Raw genomic sequence first — 19,688 nt, 5'->3', positions numbered from 1 at the left:
ATGGCGGTCGGTCAAGACGCGCGATTGTGCCCTTGTGCGGGCGTCAAATCGGTTGGGATTAGTGTAGCGAAACGAGATTAAAAGTGGACATCTTGTTGTCAATGTGTGAATTGGTCAGCATTTGAGAAGGTTCTGACCTGCGGTTTATTCATCGTTTAGAAAAATTGCTTCACAGTATCCCCAACTTATATCCGTTACAGCTTGATGCCATCACCGCATTATGCCTAGCAGACCCATGTTCACAGAATCTACACTTAGCTCATCGCGATACCCCGCGGGCTCCTTCGGCTGGCGAAGAGGAGCCCGCGGGGATTATCAACACCCTCTTCCCGATCCAGATAGGAGACCAACATGGCTGAGACAACCATGGAGGGCGTTCCCCTCAACGCCGAAGAACCCAAGAAAGAGAAGAAGAAGCGCAAGTTCTCCTTCCCCTCGGCGTTCACGATTCTGTTCATCGTGACCATCATCGCCGTGCTGTGCACGTGGTTCGTGCCCGCCGGTCAGTACTCCAAGCTGATGTACGACGCCGATAGCGGCAAGCTGGAGATGACATCGCCCACCGGCGAGGTGTCTGAGCTGGATGCTAATCAGGAGACCCTGGACGAGCTGGGTGTGAAGATCAGCATCGATCAGTTCACCAGCGGCGCCATCACCCAGTCGGTGTCCATTCCGGGCACCTACGAGGGGCTCGACCAGCATCCCGTATCCATCGCCGACATTCCCTACTCCATGGTATGGGGCGTCATCGACGGCATCGACGTCATGGTGTTCATCCTGTGCTTGGGCGGCCTTATCGGCGTGGTGAAAGTGACCGGCGCCTTTGAGAGCGGCCTGTCGGCCCTGACGAAGAAGACCAAGGGGCGCGAGTTTTTGCTGGTGTTCGGCGTGTCGGTGTTCATGATCTTCGGCGGTACCATGTGCGGCCTGGAGGAGGAGGCCGTGGCCTTCTATCCGATTCTGGCGCCGATATTCATCGCCCTCGGCTACGACTCCATTGTGGTCGTTGGCTCCATCTTCCTGGCCGGCTCCATTGGTACCACCTTCTCTACGGTGAACCCCTTCTCGGCCGTTATTGCCTCCAATGCCGCCGGTACGGTGTTCACCGAGGGCATCGCCGTGCGCGCCTTTGCCCTGGTGGTTGGCGCTATTGTGTTCCTGCTGTACCTGCATTGGTACGCCAAGAAGGTGCAGAACAATCCCGAGTTCAGCTATTCCTACGAAGACCGCGAGAAGTTCAACGCCCAGTGGGAGCTGAACGACAACACGGCGGCCGCCCGTGAGTTCGGTATCCGCAAGAAGATCGTGCTGTGCATCTTCGTGGCCGCCTTCGTGATCATGATCATCGGCGTCATGAACCTTGGCTGGTGGTTCCCCCAGATGGCCGCCGAGTTCGTGACGTTGTCTATCCTGGTGATGTTCATCGGCGGTACCGGCAAGGATGGCGTGGGCGAGTCGAAGATGGTGGACGCTTTCGGCACCGGCGCTTCCAGCCTGGTGCCCGTGGCTCTGATCATCGGTCTGGCCCGTGGCGTGAACCACGTGCTGACCGAGGGCATGATCAGCGATACCATGCTGAACGCCGCTTCGAACTTGGTGACCGGCATGAGCGGCCCGCTGTTCGTGATCTGCCTGCTGCTGATCTTCTTCGTGCTGGGCTTCGTGGTGCCCTCCTCCAGCGGTTTGGCCGTGCTGTCGATGCCCATCTTCGCGCCCCTAGCCGACACTGTGGGCATCCCGCGCTGGATCATCGTGGCGGCCTACCAGTTCGGCCAGTATGCCATGCTGTATATCGCGCCGACGGGTTTGGTAATGGCCACCTTGCAGATGCTGGACATGAAGATGTCCCACTGGTTCAAGTTCGTGTGGCCCATGATGGTGTTCACGCTGGTGTTCGGCGCCATCCTGCTGAGCATCTGCTCGGTCGTGTTCGCCGTGTAGCAGCTGTGTTCGGGCTCGCGTTTCTCGCGGGCCCGGATTTCAAGACGCTTTCTGCCATGAGGCCCCTCTCCCGTGCGGGTGAGAGGGGCCTGTTTTTGTGCTGGGGAGGACAACGGTCTCTGCAGGACATAACGGGGTGGCGCGGCGATTCCGCAGGGTCTTTCTGTCCGTAAGGGCACTCGGGGGGGGGCTTAGGGCTTCTTCGGTTAATCGTATTCCATGATCGCGGCGTTTGGGCAAAGCATGGGGCGGCGTTTCTTCGGTTAATGAAACGACCTGTTTCTGCATCAAATCTTGATTTATGAGCGTCTGGAAACGTTGATTTTAATATTTATCGTTAGTTTTAATCCTATAAAACAAGGTTTCCGGCACAATAGACGCTCATAAATAGCGATCTGCTGCAATTCGGCGATGGTTCGCCGACGAAGGTGCGAAAAGCCCGCCACGGATGCAGGGCCTTGGTGGGCCGGTGGCTTTGGAGTGGGTTCCAGAAAAGACAAAGGGTTCTGTCCCCTCCAAAAACAGAACCCTCATCTATGCGAAGCCTGTGAGCTTCCTCGTAAGTTGCAAACCATTATAGCAGCATCATAGAAAAAGCAAAACAAAAACTTCAGCCGTTACTTCCCCCTTGCGCCGAGGGGGGGGGCGCAGTTCGGGCTTCCGTCGCGCGCTCTGCGGCTTGCGGGCATGAAAAGGCCCCTTCGAGGAAGGGGCCGATCGGAAAGGGCGGGAAGGATTAGCGCTCGTCGCGCTTGCAGCCGTGGTGCTTGAAGAGTTTCGAGCCGAAGGCGCAGATGTCGGTGGCTCCCAAGCCGATGAGCAGCATGGCGAAGCCCGCTTTCAGAACTTGGGCGGCCGTGGCGCCGCTGCTGGCAAAGGCCTGATGGGAAGAGCTGTAGAACTCGTTAACCTCGGCCGGTGTGTAGAAGGCCAGCATGCACAGGCCGAAGACGATCATGATGGCACCGACAACCATGCCGCAGATGAGGAAGACGCGTCGGGGGTCGATGGTTTTGCGGGTCTGCTGCAGAGCGGCTGCAGTGACGGCGGCTTGGGGATTGTAGCTGGGCGCGGCGGGAGCGGCTGCGGGAGTTGTGCCGACGGCGGGGGCGCCGTAGGCGGCTTGGTAGGCTGCTTGGGATGCGGCAACGCCAGGTTGGGGCGCGGGCTGGGGCTCGGGGGCGATGTAATACGGTGCCGCTGACCGGGCGGCCGCGGGTTGGCCCGGATAGGTTTGGGCCACGGCTTCCTGCTCCAGGGCGCGACCCTGGGCTGCATAGCCTGCGCCCGTGGGCGTGCAGGAGGCGCCGGCGGCCTGCATCGGAACGGGGTCGTTGGTCACGGCAGGCTCGCTGGGGTTCAGCTCTTGGGATTGCAGCACCTCGCCGAGCATCTCGCTCGCATCGCCGGCCGCCGCTGCTTGCACGGTGCCGTCGACGCGCGCCGGCTCGCCATTGCCGAGGGCTTGGGCCTCCAGGGCGAAACCGGCCGCTTCGTCGTCGGACGGGGTGGGAACCTGGGGCACCGCGTTGGTGTTCTCAGCCATAAGGGCTCCTCTCAGGGGAAGGTGTCAATAAGCACTTCCCAGCATAGAGGCAGAATGACACTCTACGCGAAGGAGGTCGGTAAGCGTATGGTGACCGTAGGATTTCCGCCATCGTTTCGCCAGAACGGCGCCGCGCCGCATCGGGCAGGCGATACGGCGCGGCGGGCTTCGGTGCGGCGCGGAACGGGGCGACGGGCTACTGGGCGGGATCGTCCTTCACGAAGGTGCTCACGAAGATGCCGGCCACGGCGCACAGGAGACCGCCGAACACCCAGGCCAGCCAGAAGAAGGGCGTGTGCCACTGGGGCACGAGCAGAAGCGCCACGCCGGCCACCGTGGCCAGGATCATGATGATGCTGCACAGACCGCTTGTGATCTGGCTCTTGCGGTGGCGCCGCTCCAGGCGCGCCCGCGCCCGGGCGATTTCCGCATCCGATGCGTCGGCGATGCCGAGCAAATCGCAGATCTGCTCGTCGGTGTACAGGCCTCGCAGCTGCGCCGCATCGGCCTCGCGCGCCCACTTCCAGGCATCGCTTTCGGCCATGGCCTGCTCGCGCGCCTCGTTGTAGTTGGCCACGTTCACGCGGGCCAGCAGCATGGAGCCGCGCACGATGAGCCATGCTCCTGCGGCCAAGAGCGCTATCAGCACGCCCGCGGCCACGCCCTCGGCCAGATCGCCGCGCCCGTCGGCGAATCCTGAGCCCACCACGCCGGCGAACAGGAGGAGCAGGCCCGCAACGAGGCTCACGGCGAAGGAGCGCTGGGCCTCGCGGCGGTCGTCGGCGGTGTAAAAGTCCTGGATGTAGGGGTGGCTGCGCTGGAACTCCAGGTGCTGGAACGACGCGGTGACGAACAGCGCCACCCCGATGCCGATGCCGGCGAACAGCGGGATGAGCCCCAAAGACTCCAGGTTCGGCTCGAAGCACTCGGTGGCGGTGCCGACGAAGATGAGCAGCGAGATGCCCGCAAGAACGGCGAACACGCCTGTGGCAATCTTCAGGGCGAAGGCGCGCATGTGCTCGTCGTAGCCGCACACATCCTGAGGCGGCGCGCCGGCCACATCGCGCAGGGCGCTGGCGCGGGCCTGGGCGGCGGGGGAGGGGGTGGCGGCGGTCAGGTCGCCCTGCACCAGGTCGTCCAAGGTGCAGTCGAAGATCTGGCACAGCTTCAGCAGCTTGTCCATCTCGGGGTAGGCGCGTTCGGCCTCCCATTTGGTGACGGACTGGCGGCTGACGCCCACCATCATGGCCAGCTGCTCCTGGGTCATGGAATGGGTGGCGCGCAAATGCTGCAGGTTGTCGCGGAAACTCATGGTGCGTCCTTTCGGTGCGAAATGGTGATCGTCAAGGGGTGTCGACGTTTCTCACTTTACGGTAGCAAGAGCGGCGACGCCACCAACTTGCGGCATCATTTTCCGGCACCTGAAAGTTGCTTTTCCCAGTTGAGAGCCATATGAGGTGCTACCAGCTGAGCAGTTCGTAGCCATCCTCGGTGATGACGATCTGCACTTCCCACTGGGCCGTGAGCGACTTGTCCGCCGTGCGCACCGTCCAGCCGTTGGGGTCGGTCATGTCAATCTCCTGGGCACCGGCGTTGATCATGGGCTCGATGGTGAACATCATGCCCGGCACCATGATGGGGCCTGCACCCGGCTCGGTGACGAAGCTCACGAAGGGGTCCTCGTGGAATTCCAGCCCGATGCCGTGACCGCCGAACTCGCGCACCACGGTGTAACCGTGCTTTTTGGCGTACGCGTTCACGGCCGCCCCCACGTCGCCCAAATGCCCCCAGGGCTTCACGGCCTTAAGGCCTTCCTCCACGGCCTCCTTCGTCACACGCACCAAGTCGGCCGCCTCGGGAGACACCTCGCCGATGCAGAACATGCGGGAGGAGTCGGAGAAATAGCCGTCCAGGATGGTGGAACAGTCAACGTTCACGATGTCGCCCTCGGCGAGCGCCTCGTCGGTCGACGGAATGCCGTGGCACACCACCTCGTTCACCGAGGTGCACACGCTGTTGGGGAAGCCCTCGTAGTTCAAAGGCGCGGGGATGGCACCGTGCTGCACGGTGTAGTCGTGCACCCACTCGTCGATCTGCGCGGTGGTCACGCCGGGTGCGATGCGCTCGGCCACGTAGTCCAGCACGCCCACGTTCACGGCGGCGCTCTTTTTTACGCCCTCGATGTCGGCGGCGGTTTTCAAGAGGTCGCGCGCGGGCACGTCCTCGCCGGCTTCAAAGAGCGCTTCCAGGCGTTCGTCGAAGGCGAGGTGGCATTTTTTGTACTTCTTGCCGCTGCCGCACCAGCATTCGTCGTTGCGGCCGGGGCTTGTGAATCCGTCGTACATGAGGCGCTCCTTGGGTGGTAGTCCGCGAAAAGTTCGCCGCCTATGGTACTACAAGTTTCCTGGGGCGAATCTGTTTGTTGGATTGCCCGGTGCCGGGACGCTGCACCCGGATGCCAGCTCACGGAGCACGGCTCACGGGGCAGCGGTCTCGCTTGAAGCGAGGGCTTTATACAGCGAGACGCCCCGGTGGGGCGTCTCGAAGGGGAGGGTGGAGAAACGGCGAGGGAGGATCGCCGCTGGCCGTCGCGTCTACGAGAGGACGTTGGCGGCTATTTCCTCGGCGGCCAGTACGCCGGAGGTGTGGGCCCAGCCGACGGTCTGGCCGAGAGCCCAGTAGTAGTCGTTGTGCATGGTGCCCACGGTTTCGGTGCCCACGGCGTACAGGCCCTTCACGGTAGATCCGGGTTCGACGCCCCGCACCTCCATGCGCGGCGTGACGTTCAGATCGCCGCAGGTGCCGAAGGGAGTGGGGGCCATGCGCACCGCGTAGTACGGGCCGGCGCCGTAGGGCACCAGATGTTGGGCGGTCTTGAAGAAGACGGGGTCTTCGCCCTGCGCGCACAGCTCGTTGTAATGGGAGAACTCCTCCGAGAATACGGCCGGATCCCAGCCTACGGCCTCGGCCAGGGCTTCGGGGGTGTCGCCCGCGAACAGAACGCCCAGGGCGGTCATGGACTCCAAGTAGGCGTCATCCACGGTCTCATCGGAATCCTTCAGCGCATCGAGGGCCGCCTGATCGGCGATAACGAAGAGGTACGGCTCATCGCACGCCACGGCGTTGGTGCCGCCGTAGGTGGGCACCCAGCAGAAGGCGTCCTCGGAATGGAAGCGGCGCCCCAGCTGGTTCACATGCATACGCGCCTTGCCGGCATCCTGCATTACATTGCCGAGGGCCTGCACACCGCCCGGGTAGGACACGTGGTCGGCGTCGATGGGATACAGGGTGTCTACGCACAGGGCGCCCAGGTTCCACGGCTGCTTCGCACCGGCGGCCCACGCCATGCGGGCGCCTTCGCCGTTGTTCAGCACGGGGTCGCGGCCGAGCAGGGGGTTCTTGGCGTACTGGTCGATCATCTCGCGGTTCGCGCCGTAGCCGCCCGACGCGATGACCACGGCCTTGGCCATGAAGTCCACCGTCTCGCCGTTGCGATCGGCGCGCAGGCCCACCACGGTGCCCTCATCGTCCACGATCAGCTCGGTGCCGGTGCACTCGCCGTGGAAGGCACCCCCGGCCTGGGCGACGAGATCCATCATCTTGCCGTACACTTCCTGGCGGTTGCCGCTGTCCTTGGCCGGCTGGGAAATGCGGTAGGCGAATCCGGTCAGCCCGTTGGTGGCCGGCGTTTCCTTCATGTGGAAACCGAAGCCGTAGCCCAGCAGCCAGTCGACAACGCGGCCGCAGTTGCGCAGGTAGGTGCTCAGCACCTCATGGTCGCAGTGGTAGTGCACAGCCTCGAGCCATTCCTTGTAGAAGGCGGGGATGTCGGCTTCCAGCCCCTGATCTTGCTGGTACTGGCTGTTGAGGGAAATGTAGCAGTTGCCCGAGCAGACGAGTCCGGTGCCTCCCACCGTGGTGGTTTTTTCCACCACCAGCACGCGGGCGCCCTCCTCGGCCAGGCGCGTGGCGCAGGCGATGCCACCCGGACCACAGCCCAGAACGACTACGTCGCCTTCGAAGGTCTCGGCGGCCTCATCCATGGCACCCAGCACCTGCACCGGGTAATCGCTGGACGTCGATGCGCCGGTTTCGGCCAAATCGGCTTCGGTCGGCGTCTGGGGCGCGCAGCCGGTCAGGAACGCGGCTGAGGCAGCGCCCAGGCCTGCGGTGCCGAATGCCGCGCCCTTGAGAAAGTTCCTTCTGGAAAGATTCATGGTATCATCCCCTTCGCATGTGCATTGCATCTTGCTGATTGCGTTACGCAAGGCGCGTTCGGTTCAAGGCCGACTGTCGCATCAACCCACCGTGCGCCTTGCTTGGCCAGCAGTATGCAGGGAAACTGGTGGCGAAAAACCGTCCCAATGGGCTGGTTTTCGCTTGTTGCGCCATCGGCCAAAAAGGGTGGGGAGGGTCATGAAGTCGTATATGAGCAGGGAAAACGTTCTTCCGCTGCTTTTCTGCTGCCAAATCGGCACGTTGGGTCTGTTGCGCCAGGCATCGTCGTACTCCCTTTGGAGCGCCGCCATCGAGGGCTATCCGACGGCGACGCTGTGGCTTGCTCGTCTCTGCTCGGTGCTTACCTTGGCTGCGCTTGTCGTGCTGGTAGGGCGTTTTCGCGACCGCTTGTTCGGTCGCGGGGCGGCTGCAGGTTTCGGGGCGATGCTGCTAGCGGGAAGTGCCCTTATGCTGTACGGGGCAGCAAACGTGGCGGCTTATGCGGTGTCGCAGGTGCTGGTGGGCGTGGGCCACGCGTGGATTCTCGCTTGTTGGGCTGCCCGGCTGGCGGCCATGGATGCCGCCCGTCGCAATCGGACCATCGCTGTGGCGGCTCTTGCCGCGGTGTTGCTGTTCGCTTTGGTCGGGGCGGCTCCCGCCGCTGCCCGGGCGCCGCTTTTCCTCGCGATTGCCGTGGGGAGTGTGGCGCCCCTCGTCGGTGCTCCTTGGGACAAGGTTGCTTTCCCAAGCCCGGTGGAACATGCGGTCGATCGCGCGAGCTGGCTGCGTTATGGAGGCGAGACGCTGCGTCTGCTTCCCACCGAGCTGGTGGTGCTTATGGCCAGCTATTCCCTGCTGTTTCGCGTGTTGGTGTTCTTCGAGTTTCCCGCCGCCGATCCAGCTTTGCTCACGTGGTGCGAGGCGTTGCTGCGCGGCGGCGGCATGGCCCTGCTGATCGCGTACCTTGCCCGAAGGAAGTTTGTGCCCAGCGTGCGGCAGATATTCATGCCCCTGCTGTTCCTGACGGTGGCCGGGTTGGCCATCTTGCCGGCATCGGGGCGCTTGCTGGCCACGCTGTCGGTGGCCATGGTGGAGTCCAGCTGGACGTTCTTCTACGTCATCATGTGGATCGCGCTGTTCGAGATAGGACGGTCGGCGCGCGGCGATGAGCTGATGCTGTTCCTAGGTGGCTGGACTATTATGAACGCCATTTTGCTGGCGGCGGCTCCGGTCGCATGGCTGTTGGAGACGCAGGTGAGCCAGGGCGCGCTGTCGATGACGGCTCTGGTTTTGGTTCTCGCGTACATGTTCTCGGTGGCTCTTCTGCTGCTGCGCCGCCGCTCGGCGACCTCGGCCTTGCATGTCGACGGTAGCCGCGAGGACGCCTCCTCGGGCGATGGCGCCGCCGATTGGCAGGAGGAGCGCACGCAGTTCTACCAGCGTCTTGCCGAGGAGAAGCGCCTGACGCGGCGTGAGGCCGAGGTGTTCGCGTGGCTTGCCCAGGGCTACAGCCTGCCCGCCATCGAGGAGCAGTTGGTGCTCTCCCACAGCACGGTGAAGGGCCACGCTCGCAGCATCTATCGCAAGTTCGGCGTAGCGGGCAAGCAGGAGCTTATCGCGATGATCGATGGCGAGCGCGGGCGCTCGAAGCCCTAAAGGCCGCCCTCTGGCCTTCCCTGCGGTGTTTGTGAACCTGTCCAAGGAGGGCGGCGGGTTGTTGGTGGTTTCTCCCTTTCGCTGGGGGCGCGGGCGTGCTACTCTAGGCGATGGACGCTCGGCTGGTTGGTCGGGCGTGTCTTGTAAGGAGTCGGGCGGAGGCGAGGTGAGACGATGGCGGCGGTAAGCCCGGGAGTGTACAAGAAGATACTGCGCGTGCGGGCGGCTTACCCCTTCGATATCGCCTGCCTGCTCATGCGCTTCTTCGGCAGCATGCTGAACATCGGCGTGGTCACCATGATCACGCTGTCGGGCTATTCGTTTCTTACGGCCGGGTTGGCATCGTCGCTCATCGCGCTTTCGATCTTCGTGGTGACGCCGCGGGTGTCCAAGCGCATCGACGAACGGGGCCAGTCGGCAGTGGTGCCGAAGGCGGCTGCGGTGTCGCTTGCGGGCTTGGTAGTGCTGGTGGCGAACGTGGCGCTGCACGGACCGGTGTGGCCGCTGTTCGTGGGCGCGCTGCTGGTGGGTTTCTATCCCAGTCCCCAGGCCATGGCCCGCGCTCGGTGGACCTATCTTATTCGCTCGGGGCGGCTGGGGAAGGAAGCGCCCGATTTGCGCACCATGTTCTCCTACGAGAGCGTGCTGGACGATATGGCCTTCATCTTCAGTCCCTCCATCTCCATCGCCCTGGCTGCGGCCATCGCGCCGACGGCGGGCATGATCGCGGGCGGTGCGGCCTTTGCCGTGGGGGTGCTGCTGCTGTGCGCGTCGAAATCCACCGAGCCCGTGCCGGGTTGGTCGGCGCCCGCGGGGGATGCTGCTGTGGCAGGCGAGGCAGCCGCCGAGATGGAAGGAGAGCCGGGCGCGATGCCCGAGGACGGGGCCCCGAAGCGAAGCCTGCTGGCCACCTCGGCGGCCGTGCGCGTGCTGTTCGTCATCTACGCCTTCGCGGGGGCCTTTCTGGGCCTGTTCGACACGGCCACAGTGTCGCTGTCGGAAGACCTGCACAGTCCCGATTTCGCCGGTGCGGTGCTGATGGCCTCAGGTGCGGTGTCGATGATCGTGGGCTTCCTGTTCGGTATGGTGCGCCTGCGGGCCCCCTTGCCCAAGCAGCTGGTGGTGGCGGCCTGTGCCGTGGGACTTGCGTTCGGCACCATGTTCTTCATCGATTCGGCGCCGTCGCTGATGGCAGTGGCGCTTCTGGGTGCGGCCACCTATTCCCCGCTGCTTATCGTGGCCAACGGCGTCTGCGAGCGGGCAGTGCCCGACGCGCGCCTGACCGAGGCCATTACTTGGTTGAATGCCGGCTATACCTGTGGGGCGGCCTTCGGGCCCACGGCGGCGGGCGCCATAATCGATCTGCTCGGCACCATGGCGTCCTTCAAGCTGGGCAGCCTGCTGTGCCTGGGCATGCCTATTACGGCGCTGCTGTGCTATCGCATTGTGAAGCGCAACATCCTGCCCGCCTACACGGTGGTGGAGAAGCGCGATTTGGAGTAGCGGGCCACCCAGTTTCCGGTTCCTATGGAAAAGATGACGATTTCCCTACTGATTCAACGTCAGTAAGCCCCTGCTGTCACAATGGGCCCAGCGTTGCGGCAGCCGTTTGGCGCGCATGCGCGACGAATCGCGCTTCCACGCGAAACGAGCTGGCGGGTCGCCAGAGGAAGCGGGCCGTTGCCCCGAGAGAAAGGAAACGTCTATGGATCAGATGAACTATTCGCCCCAGACGCCGATGCCGACCCCCGCGCCGGCCCCGGTGCAGCCGGTGTACGCCAAGGGCTGCATCGGTGCGGCTTGGGAGGACATTAAGACGACGCCGGGCTATGTGGGCAAGCTGCTCGTGCTCGGCCTCATTATGTGCGTGCCCATTTTGAACTTCGTGGTGGCGGGCTATTTGCTGCATTGGTCGCGTGAGGTGCCCTTCGGCGGCAAGACTCCCATGCCTGCCAAGTACGTGACGGGCAAGAACTTCGAGTTCGGCTTCTACGCCTTCGTCATCGCGCTTGCGGTGGGCATCGTCACGGGTGTTATCGGCATGGTGCTTGGGTTTATTCCGCTGCTGGGCGGCTTGGCCTACCTGGCTGTTATGGTTGCCGGCACGGTGGCTATCAACGTCATGCAGATGCGCATGATCATGGGCTACACCATCGGCGATGGGTTCAACGTGAAGGACGTGTGGAACATGGCCAAGCGCAACTGGGGTCAGCTTCTGCTGGTGACGTTGGTGCCGAATATCGTGGCCGGCCTCATTGTGGGCGTGGTCACCATGGTAATCACCCTCTTCGCCGTGCTGGTGGCTGTGGGCGGCGCGGCGCCGTCGATGGTGGTCGCCTCGGCAAGCGACCCGTCGTTCGCCGAGGTGATGGCCATTGTCGGGGCCATTGCCGTTCCCACGTTGATCGCCGTGCTCATTGTGTACGTGCTGGCGTGCTTCGTCGAGGCGGCCGCCCAGGCCGTTACGGTGCGCGGTCTGGGCCACTGGGTGGCGCGCTATGCCCCCGAATGGACGGCCCTGTCGGTTCCCGTGCCGCCCGCGACACCGACCTATCCTCAGACGCCGTTCCCGCCCCAGGCCTCGTAGGCGCGGCCTTCGGTCGTCTTTGACGAGCATCTAAAAGCCCCCGCGACGGTCGCGCGTCGCGGGGGCTTTCTCGTGCGGGGAAGATGGGGCCTATTCCACGTGAATCTCCATGGCCTTGATGCCAGCGGGGCACCAGTTGGTGACGAAGTTCTCGTCAAGCGGACCCTTCACGTCGGCCTTGCGGCCGATGAGGCTGTTCTTCTCGTCCTCGGTAACATTCGGGCCCAGGGCCACGCCGATGCTGGTGAGATGGTAGGCGGTGCCGTTCAGGGTCATGTCCACGGGCCGCGTCAGGCGCAGCACCAGCTGCACCGAGCCGCCCGCATCCAGGTTGGCCGCGCCATTGCTATAGTTGTTCGCCTTGGCCAGCTCGCCGGTGTTCGCCACGGCCTCCAGGGTGCCGGCCACGGTGACGGTGTCGCCGAAGTTCACGGAGCCCAGGTTCTGGGGCGAGGTGTCCACGGGTGCCACGGCGGCATCGGCGGCGCTGGGGTCGGGAATCTCGCTCTTCTGGGTGTCGATGGTGCCCGCGTCGGTGACGGTGACCAGCCAGCCCTTATCGTTGGACCACGCCACCGTGAGGCCCACGGTGCAGGTGCGCAGCTCGTTGATGGTGAGGGCTTCCTGCTCCTCGGTGATCGTCTTGGAAAGGTCCACCGAAATGGGGCCGCCGTCGATGGTGAGGTCGGCGGTGGTCTTCACCACGGTGGCATCGGCCATGGCCTCGCCATAGGTGGGGTCGTAGTCGTTCAGAATGGCGTTCAGGTTGCCGATGATCTCGCTGGCGCTGGCCGAGGCGAGCGGCGTGGCGGTGGGGGCACCCTGGGTGATGTCGCCGGGCACCCAGGTCTCGCCTTCGGGGGAATACTCGAAGGGCAGCGTGACGGGCACGGCGATCTCGATGCCCTTGTTCTTGAACACGGCGGTGGCCGTGGCGGTGCACTCCACAATCTGGTGGGTGGAGGCGCCCAGGTCCACGGGCTCGTTCACCACGATGTCGCTGAACTTGGGGCCGATGAGAGCGTCTTGGGACACGTAGGCGTACTGAGAGATGTCGGGGGTCTCCACCGTCACCTCGTCGAAGGCCGCGATAACGCGGGCGTCGGAAAGCGGCACACGCTGGGTTTCCTGCACCGGCGTGTTCTTGTTGAAGACGCCTTGGGTGAACAGGAACGCCCCAATGCCGGCCAGCACGAGCAGGGCGATGATAAGCCCCACCACGATGGCGACCCCATGGCCCTTCTTGGTGTTCTGGGCCTCGGCGGGATCGGTGGCGCCGTAGGCCTCCTTGGCGGCGATGGCGGCCTCGGCCGGGGTTTGGGGGGCGGTGCCGGCGGCGTCGGCGGGTGCCGCGCTTTGGATGAAGGCAGCGGCGGCGTCGCGCGCGGCCTGCTGCGAATCGTTCTCGGTCATGAATCCTCCTGAGTGTAGCGGGGCCGCGTCCCCACGCAGCCCAATGCCGTTAAGGTGCATTGTACAAGATCAGAGGCGTTATGGGCGAGAATTTAGGCGAAGCCTACGAGGGGTTTCTCCGCAGGCTGTTCGTCACAACGATGCAAATGCCCATTAGAAGCAGGTTGAAGATGAGGGACGTGGGCAAATCGCCGCTGGTGGCATAGCACAGCCCCAGGCCAACGATGGTGGTCACTACGCCGGCGACGGCCACGGTGTACAGCGATTGCAGCCGCTCGGGCTTGCGCGAGGCGATGCGGCCCACGATGCCCGTGGCCAGGGTAACGCCGTTGGCGGCGATGGCGGCCAGCCCCAGCACCACCATGGCTAGCGAAAGCGACGTCTCCGCCGGTGCGCTGTCGGCCACGGCCTGGTAGATGACCACCGCGCCCGTGGCGCAGCCGAAGGCTCCGCACAGCATGAGCAGATAGGAGAACATGCGCAGGTACCAGGTGGCGGTATCGGTCTGCTGGGTGGTCACCGCTGCTCCTTTCGCCGTGGGGCCCGCGCGCAAGCATGTCAAATTGGTGCCATCTTGCGGGTATGTTGTGGGGCCGAGGCCTGAATTCGGGGGTCATGATACCATAGCGCCATGGATTCCGCGCTTCTTCAACAAACCCCCTTGCAACCCGATCCCGGCATTGGCAGCGGGCATTCCCGCACGCCGATGGTTCTGAAGGTGTTCGGCGTGCTGCTGATGGTGGGCGGCGCTGTGCTTATTCCCGAAGTGGTGCTGGTGTGGGTGGCCGTGGCCCAGGAGTTCGTGACCGGTGCTTATTCCGATGAATCGGTGATCACCATCATCCTGTCGCTCGTGCTGATCGCGGCGGCATGTTTCGCTATCGTGTCCTCTGTCATCTTGGGGGTGCGCCTGGTGCGCGGCAAGCGCCGCCGCGCGCGGCTTCTGGCCGAATCGATGGCCATAGCCCTGGGCGTGGCCTTCGCCTGCGATCTGATGCTGTACGGCATCAACGAGGGGCTGTGGTTTCTGGGGGCGGCCGCCCTGGTGCTGGTAGTGGCCCACGTGTTCGTGGACCCGTCGCTGTCCGACGAGCGCGAGCTGCAGCGGCGGCTGCGCCTCATGGAAACGCGCGAGGAAGCCGAGGAGGGCACGCTCGGCCTGGACAAATCGGGCGCGGGCTTCATCGAACTCGACTTCTTCAACCTGTTCTGGATCTTCGTCATCGCCAGCGTAGCCGGTGTGGTGATCGAATCTATCTACCATGTGCTGGTGGTCGACTTCGGCCACTACGAGGATCGCGCGGGGCTTTTGTGGGGGCCGTTCTCGCCCATCTACGGCTTCGGCGCCCTGCTGATGACCTTGGCCCTGAACCGCTTCCATCATGCTCCCGTTATCGTGGTGTTCCTGGTAAGCGCCGTTATCGGAGGCGCCTTCGAGTATTTCGTCAGCTGGTTCATGGAATACGCCTTCGGCGCCGTGGCCTGGGATTACACCGGTACGTTTTTGAACATCAACGGGCGCACCAACTTCATGTTCATGTGCATGTGGGGCGTGCTGGGCGTGGTGTGGGTGCGCCTGGCGCTGCCGGCGCTGCTGCACACGGTGAACCTCATTCCGTGGCGGTGGCGCTATTCCATCACCGCCGTGTGCGCGGCGTTGATGATCCTCGACGGCGTGATGACGTTGGTGGCGCTCGACTGCTGGTACGCGCGCCTGGCGGGGCTTGCGCCCGACAACGCGCTGGAGCAGTTCTGCGCCGATCATTTCGACAACCAATGGATGGAGAACCGCTTCGAGTCGATGAGCATCAACCCCGACGCGGCCCATCGTTCCTCCTAGGAGTCCCTTATGATGGATGATCCCTACCAGGTGCTGGGCGTGTCGCACGATGCGTCGCCCGACGAGATAAAGAAGGCCTACCGCAAGAAGGCCCGCGAGAACCACCCCGATCTGAATCCGGACGACCCGGCGGCTGAGGAGCGCCTGAAGAAGATCAACGAGGCCTACGACCGCATCACCAACCCCGAGAAGTACGCCCGCGAGGATGCGCGGCGCCGCTACCGTGCGCCGTACAACCCGGGCTATACGGGCTACGGCACGCCCGGGGGCAACCCCTTCGGCGGAGGCGCGACGGGTCCGGGCGGCTATCAGTACCAGTGGGTGGAAGTGGATTGGGACGAGATATTCAACAGCTGGGCGCGGGCGAGCGCCGTGCCGCGCCCCGAGATATCGGCCACCGACTCGGCCGAGCTGCGCCAGGCGGTGCTGTTCATCGATGCGGGCAACTACCAGGCGGCGCTGTCGGTGCTGGCGGCCCTTCCGATGGGCGACCGCAACGGACGCTGGTACTACCTGGCCGCTCTGGCCAACTACGGCGCCGGCAATGCCGTGGCCGCGGTGGACCAGATTCGGGCCGCTCGCAAGGCCGACCCCACCAACGGCGACTACCGTCAGGCCGAGGCGGTCATCGGGGCCCGGGCGCGCGCTTACCAGCAGGAAAGCGAGAGCCGCGGCTTCTCGGGCGGGTGCGATCCCTCCGCATGGTGCTGCTGCGCCGTGTGCGGACCGGCCCTCTGCCAGCCGCTTCTGTGCTGCCTGTAGGAAGGCCCGCTTGCGGGTCGCGCCCCTGTGCTAAGATGGGCGATTGACTGAAAGACGCGCCGCATCCTGCGGCGCTTCCCGTGCAAGGAGGTATTCGTGCCCCAAGCGACAGATTGGGCCGACGTGCGCGTGGTGGGCATCCCGCGCGCCCTGCTGTTCTACCGGTTCGGCGTGCTGTGGACCACGTTCTTCGAGGGTATCGGCCGCACCGTAGTGGTGAGCGAGCCCACCGACAAGGCCATCGCCGATGCGGGCGAGCACCGTTCGGTGGACGAGTGCTGCCTGGCTTCCAAGGTGTTCATCGGACACGTGGAAAGCCTCGTGGGCCGCTGCGACGCGGTGTTCGTGCCGTGCTATCCCACCGACGACCACCGCGCCGGCTTCTGCACCAAGTTCCAATCGGTGACCGACATGGTGAAGAGCACGTTCCGCGACCAGCACCTGCGGGTCATCTCCTGCGAGGTGCGCAACGCCCGCAAGATGAAGGACGTGCGGCGCCCCTTCGAGGAGATGGCGGCCCGCATGGGCGTGTCGCCCCGCGACGCGCGGGCGGCGTTCAAGTCGGCTTGGGAGGCCCAGGAGGCCCACGACAAGGCCCAGGCCGATGCCCAGATCCGCCGCATGCGCGCGCTGGACGAGCGCCGGCGGGCGGCGGCCGGCGGCGACGGCGCGGCCGATGAGCCCCTGGGCATCTTGGTGGTGGCCCATCCCTACATCACCCACGACCCCTACATGTCGAGCGCGGTCACCGACGCCTTGGCCGACATGGGCGCCACGGTGCTGTACGCCGATGCGGTGGACCACGAGCGCGCCTACAAGAAGAGCTTCGAGTTCTCCGACACCATGCCGTGGCTTATCAACCGCGAGCTCATTGGCGCCATTCTCATGTTCGAGGACCACATCGACGGCATCGTGCTCATCAGCGCGTTCCCCTGCGGTCCCGACTCCATGACCGACGACGCCATCATGCGCTGCATCCAGGGCAAGCCCATTCTGAACCTCATGATCGACGCGCAGTCGGGCACCGCCGGCGTGGAGACGCGCGTGGAGAGCTTCGTGGACATCCTGCGGTTCCAGCAGAAGGGAGGCTACGTCCATGCCTAAGCCCCAGGCCCTCATCGAGCAGGTGCGCTCGACGGTGTCGGTCGAACGCGAGCGGCTGCGCCCGCCCAGCCTGCATGCCGACCGCAAGGCGGCCAAGCGCGCGAAGCACAAGGCCAAGCACCACAAGTACACCAAGGCGGCCTTCTTCCGCTACTGCTACTACGATCCGGCGTTCAAGTTCTTCTGCGAGCAGGTGCTCGACGTGGATTACCTGCCGCTGCCCGAGGCCACCCGCACCGCCAGCGACGTGGGCGTGCAGAACTCGAGCGACTACGTGTGCACGCCCTTCAAGCACATCCTGGGCGACTTCGCCGAGGCGCTCGATCTGGGCGCCGACATCCTCGTCCAGTTCGGCGGCCCGTGCCGTCTGGGCTACTACGGCGAGCTGCAGGACTCCATCCTGCGCGACATGGGCTACGACTTCATCATGCTGAACTTCGCCCACGGCATCGAGAAGGGGTATCTCGGCTGGGCCAAGGAAGTGCTGAAGACGGTGAACCCGGACGTGGACATCCCCCACGGCGTAGTGCAGCTGAAGGCGCTGGCGAAGATGATCGCGCATCTGGACGCGCTGCGCGACTTCTACCTGGCCAACGCCGGCTTCGAACGCGAGCGCGGGGCCTTCGACGCCGCCTGGAGCCGCGCCATGGACGCCATGCGCGCCTGCTCCGACGAGCGCGACGTGAACGAGGCCTTCCGCGACGCCATGACCGCCATGCGCGCCATCCCGCTGGACAAGCCGGCCGACCCCATCCGCATCGGCATCGTGGGCGAGATGTTCACCGCCATCGACGAGCGGTCCAACCTGGAGCTCGACCACAAGCTCACCGCCATGGGCGTGGAGGTGCACCGTATGCTGAACTTCACGAACCGGTATCTGCGCTACAACGAGCCGAACCTGCGCGTGGGCGCCAAGGACTACCTCACCTATGACATGGGCCCCACCTCCACCCTCACGGTGGCGGCGGCGAAGAAGTACGCCAGCGAGGGCTTCGACGGCATCATCCACGCGAAGTCGGCCGGCTGCACGCCCGAGATCGACTGCATTCCCGTGTTGCAGAAGGTGAGCGAGGACTTCGCCGTGCCCATTTTGTACCTCACCTACGACTCCCAGACCTCCGACACTGGCCTGGACACGCGCCTCGAGGCGTTCTACGACATGCTCGCCATGAAGAAGGAGAAGAGAAAATGAAGAAGGCCTACTTAGGCATCGACATCGGGTCCATTTCCACCAAGGGCGTCGTGATCGGCGAGGATCGCGGTATCATTGCGCGGTCGTACCTGTGGACCGAGGGCAACCCCACCGAGGCATCGAAGAACGTCGTGCGCGAGCTGGAAAGCCAGCTGGCCGACAGCGGCGAGGACGTGGCCATCGTGGGCGCCGGCACCACCGGCAGCGCCCGGCGGCTCGTGGGCGCGATGCTGGGGGCCTCCGTCATCAAGAACGAGATTACGGCCCACGCCGTGGGCACCACCTTTTTGCACCCGGACGTGCGCACCATTCTGGAAATCGGCGGCCAGGACTCCAAGATCATCTGCGTGTCCGATGGCATCGCTGTGGACTACGCCATGAACACGCTGTGTGCCGCGGGCACGGGCTCGTTCCTCTCCAGCCAGGCCCACCGTTTGGGCGTGGAGGTGGAGGAGTTCGGGGAAGTGGCCCTCACCTCGAAGAAGCCGGCGAACATTGCCGCCCGCTGCACCGTGTTCGCCGAGAGCGACTTGGTGCACAAAATTCAGGTGGGCTACGCGCGTGAGGACATCATCGCGGGTTTGTGCAACGCGGTGGCGAGCAACTACCTGAACAACGTGGGCAAGGGCAAGAAGATCGCCGCTCCCGTGGTGTTCCAGGGCGGCGTGTCCAAGAACGCCGGCGTGGTGCATGCCTTCGAGGAGCAGCTGGGCATGCCCGTGGCGGTGGACCCGGACGGCCACCTCATGGGCGCCTTCGGCGCGGCCTTGCTCGCGGCCGACGCGGGCCCCATCGAGGGTGCGGAATCGGGTCCGTTCGCCAGCGGCACCTTCGACTTCGAGGCCATGCTCGACTTCGACTTCAAGACCCGCGAGGTGGAATGCAACAAGTGCGCCAACCACTGCGAGATCATCTGCGTGTATCGCGACAAGGACATCATCGACAGCTGGGGCAACCGCTGCGACCGCGGTGCCGTGAAGACGACGGCGTAACGGGTTTGTCCTCGTAGGGGCGGGCTTCAGCCCGCCCAAACGTGGGAAGCGCCCTCGGCTTAGTGGACGGCCTGAAGGCCGCCCCTACGGAGTTATCCGACATGCCCGGCTCCCGGCGGGCGCTTGCGAGTCGATGCTCGTAGGGGCGGGCTTCAGCCCGCCCAAACGTGGGAGATGCTCGCGGCTTGACGGACGGCCTGAAGGCCGTCCCTACGAGGTCTCTGCGTCCGGCTTTCCGGCGGTGGGCGCTTGCGAGTCGATGCCGTAGGGGGGGGCTTCAGCCCGCCCAAACGTGGGAGGTGCTCGCGGCTTGACGGACGGCCTGAAGGCCGTCCCTACGAGGTCGCTGCGTCCGGCTTTCCGGCGGTGGGCGCTTGCGAGTCGATGCCGGAGGGGCGGGCTTCAGCCCGCCCACCAAGCCGCCTGAAGGCTTCGCG

General features: G+C 64.5%; 15 protein-coding genes. 9 read left to right on the top strand and 6 right to left on the bottom strand.

All coding sequences use genetic code 11. The features are described from left to right. The first annotated feature begins 351 nt into the window (after positions 1–351). A complete protein-coding gene (locus VIN30_RS10980; RefSeq protein ID WP_338211539.1) occupies positions 352–1,941 on the top strand; it encodes a YfcC family protein in 1,590 nt (529 codons plus the stop codon). Positions 1,942–2,677: 736 nt separating this feature from the next. Here the strand turns inward: VIN30_RS10980 and VIN30_RS10975 are convergent. The 4 genes from VIN30_RS10975 to VIN30_RS10960 form a co-directional block, all read right to left on the bottom strand. Beyond that, positions 2,678–3,487: a hypothetical protein gene (locus tag VIN30_RS10975; protein WP_338211537.1), complete on the bottom strand. Its 810-nt coding sequence runs from the start codon at positions 3,485–3,487 to the stop codon at positions 2,678–2,680. A 196-nt stretch (positions 3,488–3,683) separates the two neighbouring features. Next, positions 3,684–4,799, bottom strand: coding sequence for a helix-turn-helix transcriptional regulator (locus VIN30_RS10970; RefSeq protein ID WP_338211535.1), 1,116 nt, complete (start codon positions 4,797–4,799; stop codon positions 3,684–3,686). A 148-nt stretch (positions 4,800–4,947) separates the two neighbouring features. Next, a complete protein-coding gene (map, locus tag VIN30_RS10965) occupies positions 4,948–5,832 on the bottom strand; it encodes a type I methionyl aminopeptidase (RefSeq protein ID WP_338211534.1) in 885 nt (294 codons plus the stop codon). A 249-nt stretch (positions 5,833–6,081) separates the two neighbouring features. Further along, positions 6,082–7,704 (bottom strand): FAD-dependent oxidoreductase, encoded by a 1,623-nt coding sequence (locus VIN30_RS10960; RefSeq protein ID WP_338211533.1) that lies wholly within the window; start codon positions 7,702–7,704, stop codon positions 6,082–6,084. 211 nt (positions 7,705–7,915) lie between these two features. Between VIN30_RS10960 and VIN30_RS10955 the strand changes: the two genes are divergently transcribed. From VIN30_RS10955 to VIN30_RS10945, 3 genes are all read left to right on the top strand, one after another. After that, positions 7,916–9,361, top strand: a complete 1,446-nt coding sequence (locus VIN30_RS10955) for a helix-turn-helix transcriptional regulator (protein WP_338211532.1) — start codon at positions 7,916–7,918, stop codon at positions 9,359–9,361. Positions 9,362–9,535: 174 nt separating this feature from the next. Continuing rightward, positions 9,536–10,864, top strand: coding sequence for an MFS transporter (locus VIN30_RS10950; protein WP_338211530.1), 1,329 nt, complete (start codon positions 9,536–9,538; stop codon positions 10,862–10,864). A 202-nt stretch (positions 10,865–11,066) separates the two neighbouring features. Continuing rightward, complete coding sequence (locus VIN30_RS10945; protein ID WP_326426403.1) at positions 11,067–11,948, top strand: DUF4013 domain-containing protein; 882 nt, start codon at positions 11,067–11,069, stop codon at positions 11,946–11,948. A 90-nt stretch (positions 11,949–12,038) separates the two neighbouring features. Here the strand turns inward: VIN30_RS10945 and VIN30_RS10940 are convergent, their stop codons facing one another. Together VIN30_RS10940 and VIN30_RS10935 are read right to left on the bottom strand one after the other, a co-directional pair. Beyond that, the gene (locus tag VIN30_RS10940) at positions 12,039–13,361 is read right to left on the bottom strand and encodes a hypothetical protein (protein ID WP_338211528.1); all 1,323 of its coding nucleotides are present in this window, start codon (positions 13,359–13,361) and stop codon (positions 12,039–12,041) included. 103 nt (positions 13,362–13,464) lie between these two features. Then, the gene (locus tag VIN30_RS10935) at positions 13,465–13,881 is read right to left on the bottom strand and encodes a hypothetical protein (RefSeq protein ID WP_338211527.1); all 417 of its coding nucleotides are present in this window, start codon (positions 13,879–13,881) and stop codon (positions 13,465–13,467) included. Positions 13,882–14,022: 141 nt separating this feature from the next. Between VIN30_RS10935 and VIN30_RS10930 the strand changes: the two genes are divergently transcribed. The 5 genes from VIN30_RS10930 to VIN30_RS10910 all read left to right on the top strand — a co-directional run bounded on the left by VIN30_RS10930 (position 14,023) and on the right by VIN30_RS10910 (position 19,251). Further along, positions 14,023–15,201 carry a putative ABC transporter permease gene (locus VIN30_RS10930; protein WP_326426398.1) on the top strand — a complete coding sequence of 393 codons (1,179 nt, stop codon included), beginning with the start codon at positions 14,023–14,025 and terminating at the stop codon, positions 15,199–15,201. Between the two features lie 9 nt (positions 15,202–15,210). Further along, a complete protein-coding gene (locus VIN30_RS10925) occupies positions 15,211–15,963 on the top strand; it encodes a DnaJ domain-containing protein (RefSeq protein ID WP_338211526.1) in 753 nt (250 codons plus the stop codon). A 96-nt stretch (positions 15,964–16,059) separates the two neighbouring features. Continuing rightward, entirely contained in the window at positions 16,060–17,067 is a 1,008-nt protein-coding gene (locus VIN30_RS10920) for an acyl-CoA dehydratase activase-related protein (protein WP_326426394.1), read from the top strand. Then, positions 17,060–18,259, top strand: a complete 1,200-nt coding sequence (locus VIN30_RS10915) for a hypothetical protein (protein ID WP_338211525.1) — start codon at positions 17,060–17,062, stop codon at positions 18,257–18,259. The genes VIN30_RS10920 and VIN30_RS10915 overlap by 8 nt, the downstream gene beginning before the upstream one ends. Next, entirely contained in the window at positions 18,256–19,251 is a 996-nt protein-coding gene (locus VIN30_RS10910) for an acyl-CoA dehydratase activase (RefSeq protein WP_338211523.1), read from the top strand. The genes VIN30_RS10915 and VIN30_RS10910 overlap by 4 nt, the downstream gene beginning before the upstream one ends. Positions 19,252–19,688: the final 437 nt, after the last annotated feature.

The sequence above is a fragment of the Adlercreutzia wanghongyangiae genome, assembly GCF_035989245.1.
Lineage (GTDB): Bacteria > Actinomycetota > Coriobacteriia > Coriobacteriales > Eggerthellaceae > Adlercreutzia > Adlercreutzia wanghongyangiae.
The sequence above is the reverse complement of the archived record's forward strand: the minus strand, read 5'-3'. Positions and strand labels throughout refer to the sequence as shown.

Coding starts and splice junctions, on each gene's coding strand:
- VIN30_RS10980 (WP_338211539.1), top strand. CDS start 352: ATGGCTGAGACAACCATGGAGGGCGTTCCCCTCAACGCCGAAGAACCC.
- VIN30_RS10975 (WP_338211537.1), bottom strand. CDS start 3,487: ATGGCTGAGAACACCAACGCGGTGCCCCAGGTTCCCACCCCGTCCGAC.
- VIN30_RS10970 (WP_338211535.1), bottom strand. CDS start 4,799: ATGAGTTTCCGCGACAACCTGCAGCATTTGCGCGCCACCCATTCCATG.
- map (WP_338211534.1), bottom strand. CDS start 5,832: ATGTACGACGGATTCACAAGCCCCGGCCGCAACGACGAATGCTGGTGC.
- VIN30_RS10960 (WP_338211533.1), bottom strand. CDS start 7,704: ATGAATCTTTCCAGAAGGAACTTTCTCAAGGGCGCGGCATTCGGCACC.
- VIN30_RS10955 (WP_338211532.1), top strand. CDS start 7,916: ATGAGCAGGGAAAACGTTCTTCCGCTGCTTTTCTGCTGCCAAATCGGC.
- VIN30_RS10950 (WP_338211530.1), top strand. CDS start 9,536: ATGGCGGCGGTAAGCCCGGGAGTGTACAAGAAGATACTGCGCGTGCGG.
- VIN30_RS10945 (WP_326426403.1), top strand. CDS start 11,067: ATGGATCAGATGAACTATTCGCCCCAGACGCCGATGCCGACCCCCGCG.
- VIN30_RS10940 (WP_338211528.1), bottom strand. CDS start 13,361: ATGACCGAGAACGATTCGCAGCAGGCCGCGCGCGACGCCGCCGCTGCC.
- VIN30_RS10925 (WP_338211526.1), top strand. CDS start 15,211: ATGATGGATGATCCCTACCAGGTGCTGGGCGTGTCGCACGATGCGTCG.
- VIN30_RS10915 (WP_338211525.1), top strand. CDS start 17,060: ATGCCTAAGCCCCAGGCCCTCATCGAGCAGGTGCGCTCGACGGTGTCG.
- VIN30_RS10910 (WP_338211523.1), top strand. CDS start 18,256: ATGAAGAAGGCCTACTTAGGCATCGACATCGGGTCCATTTCCACCAAG.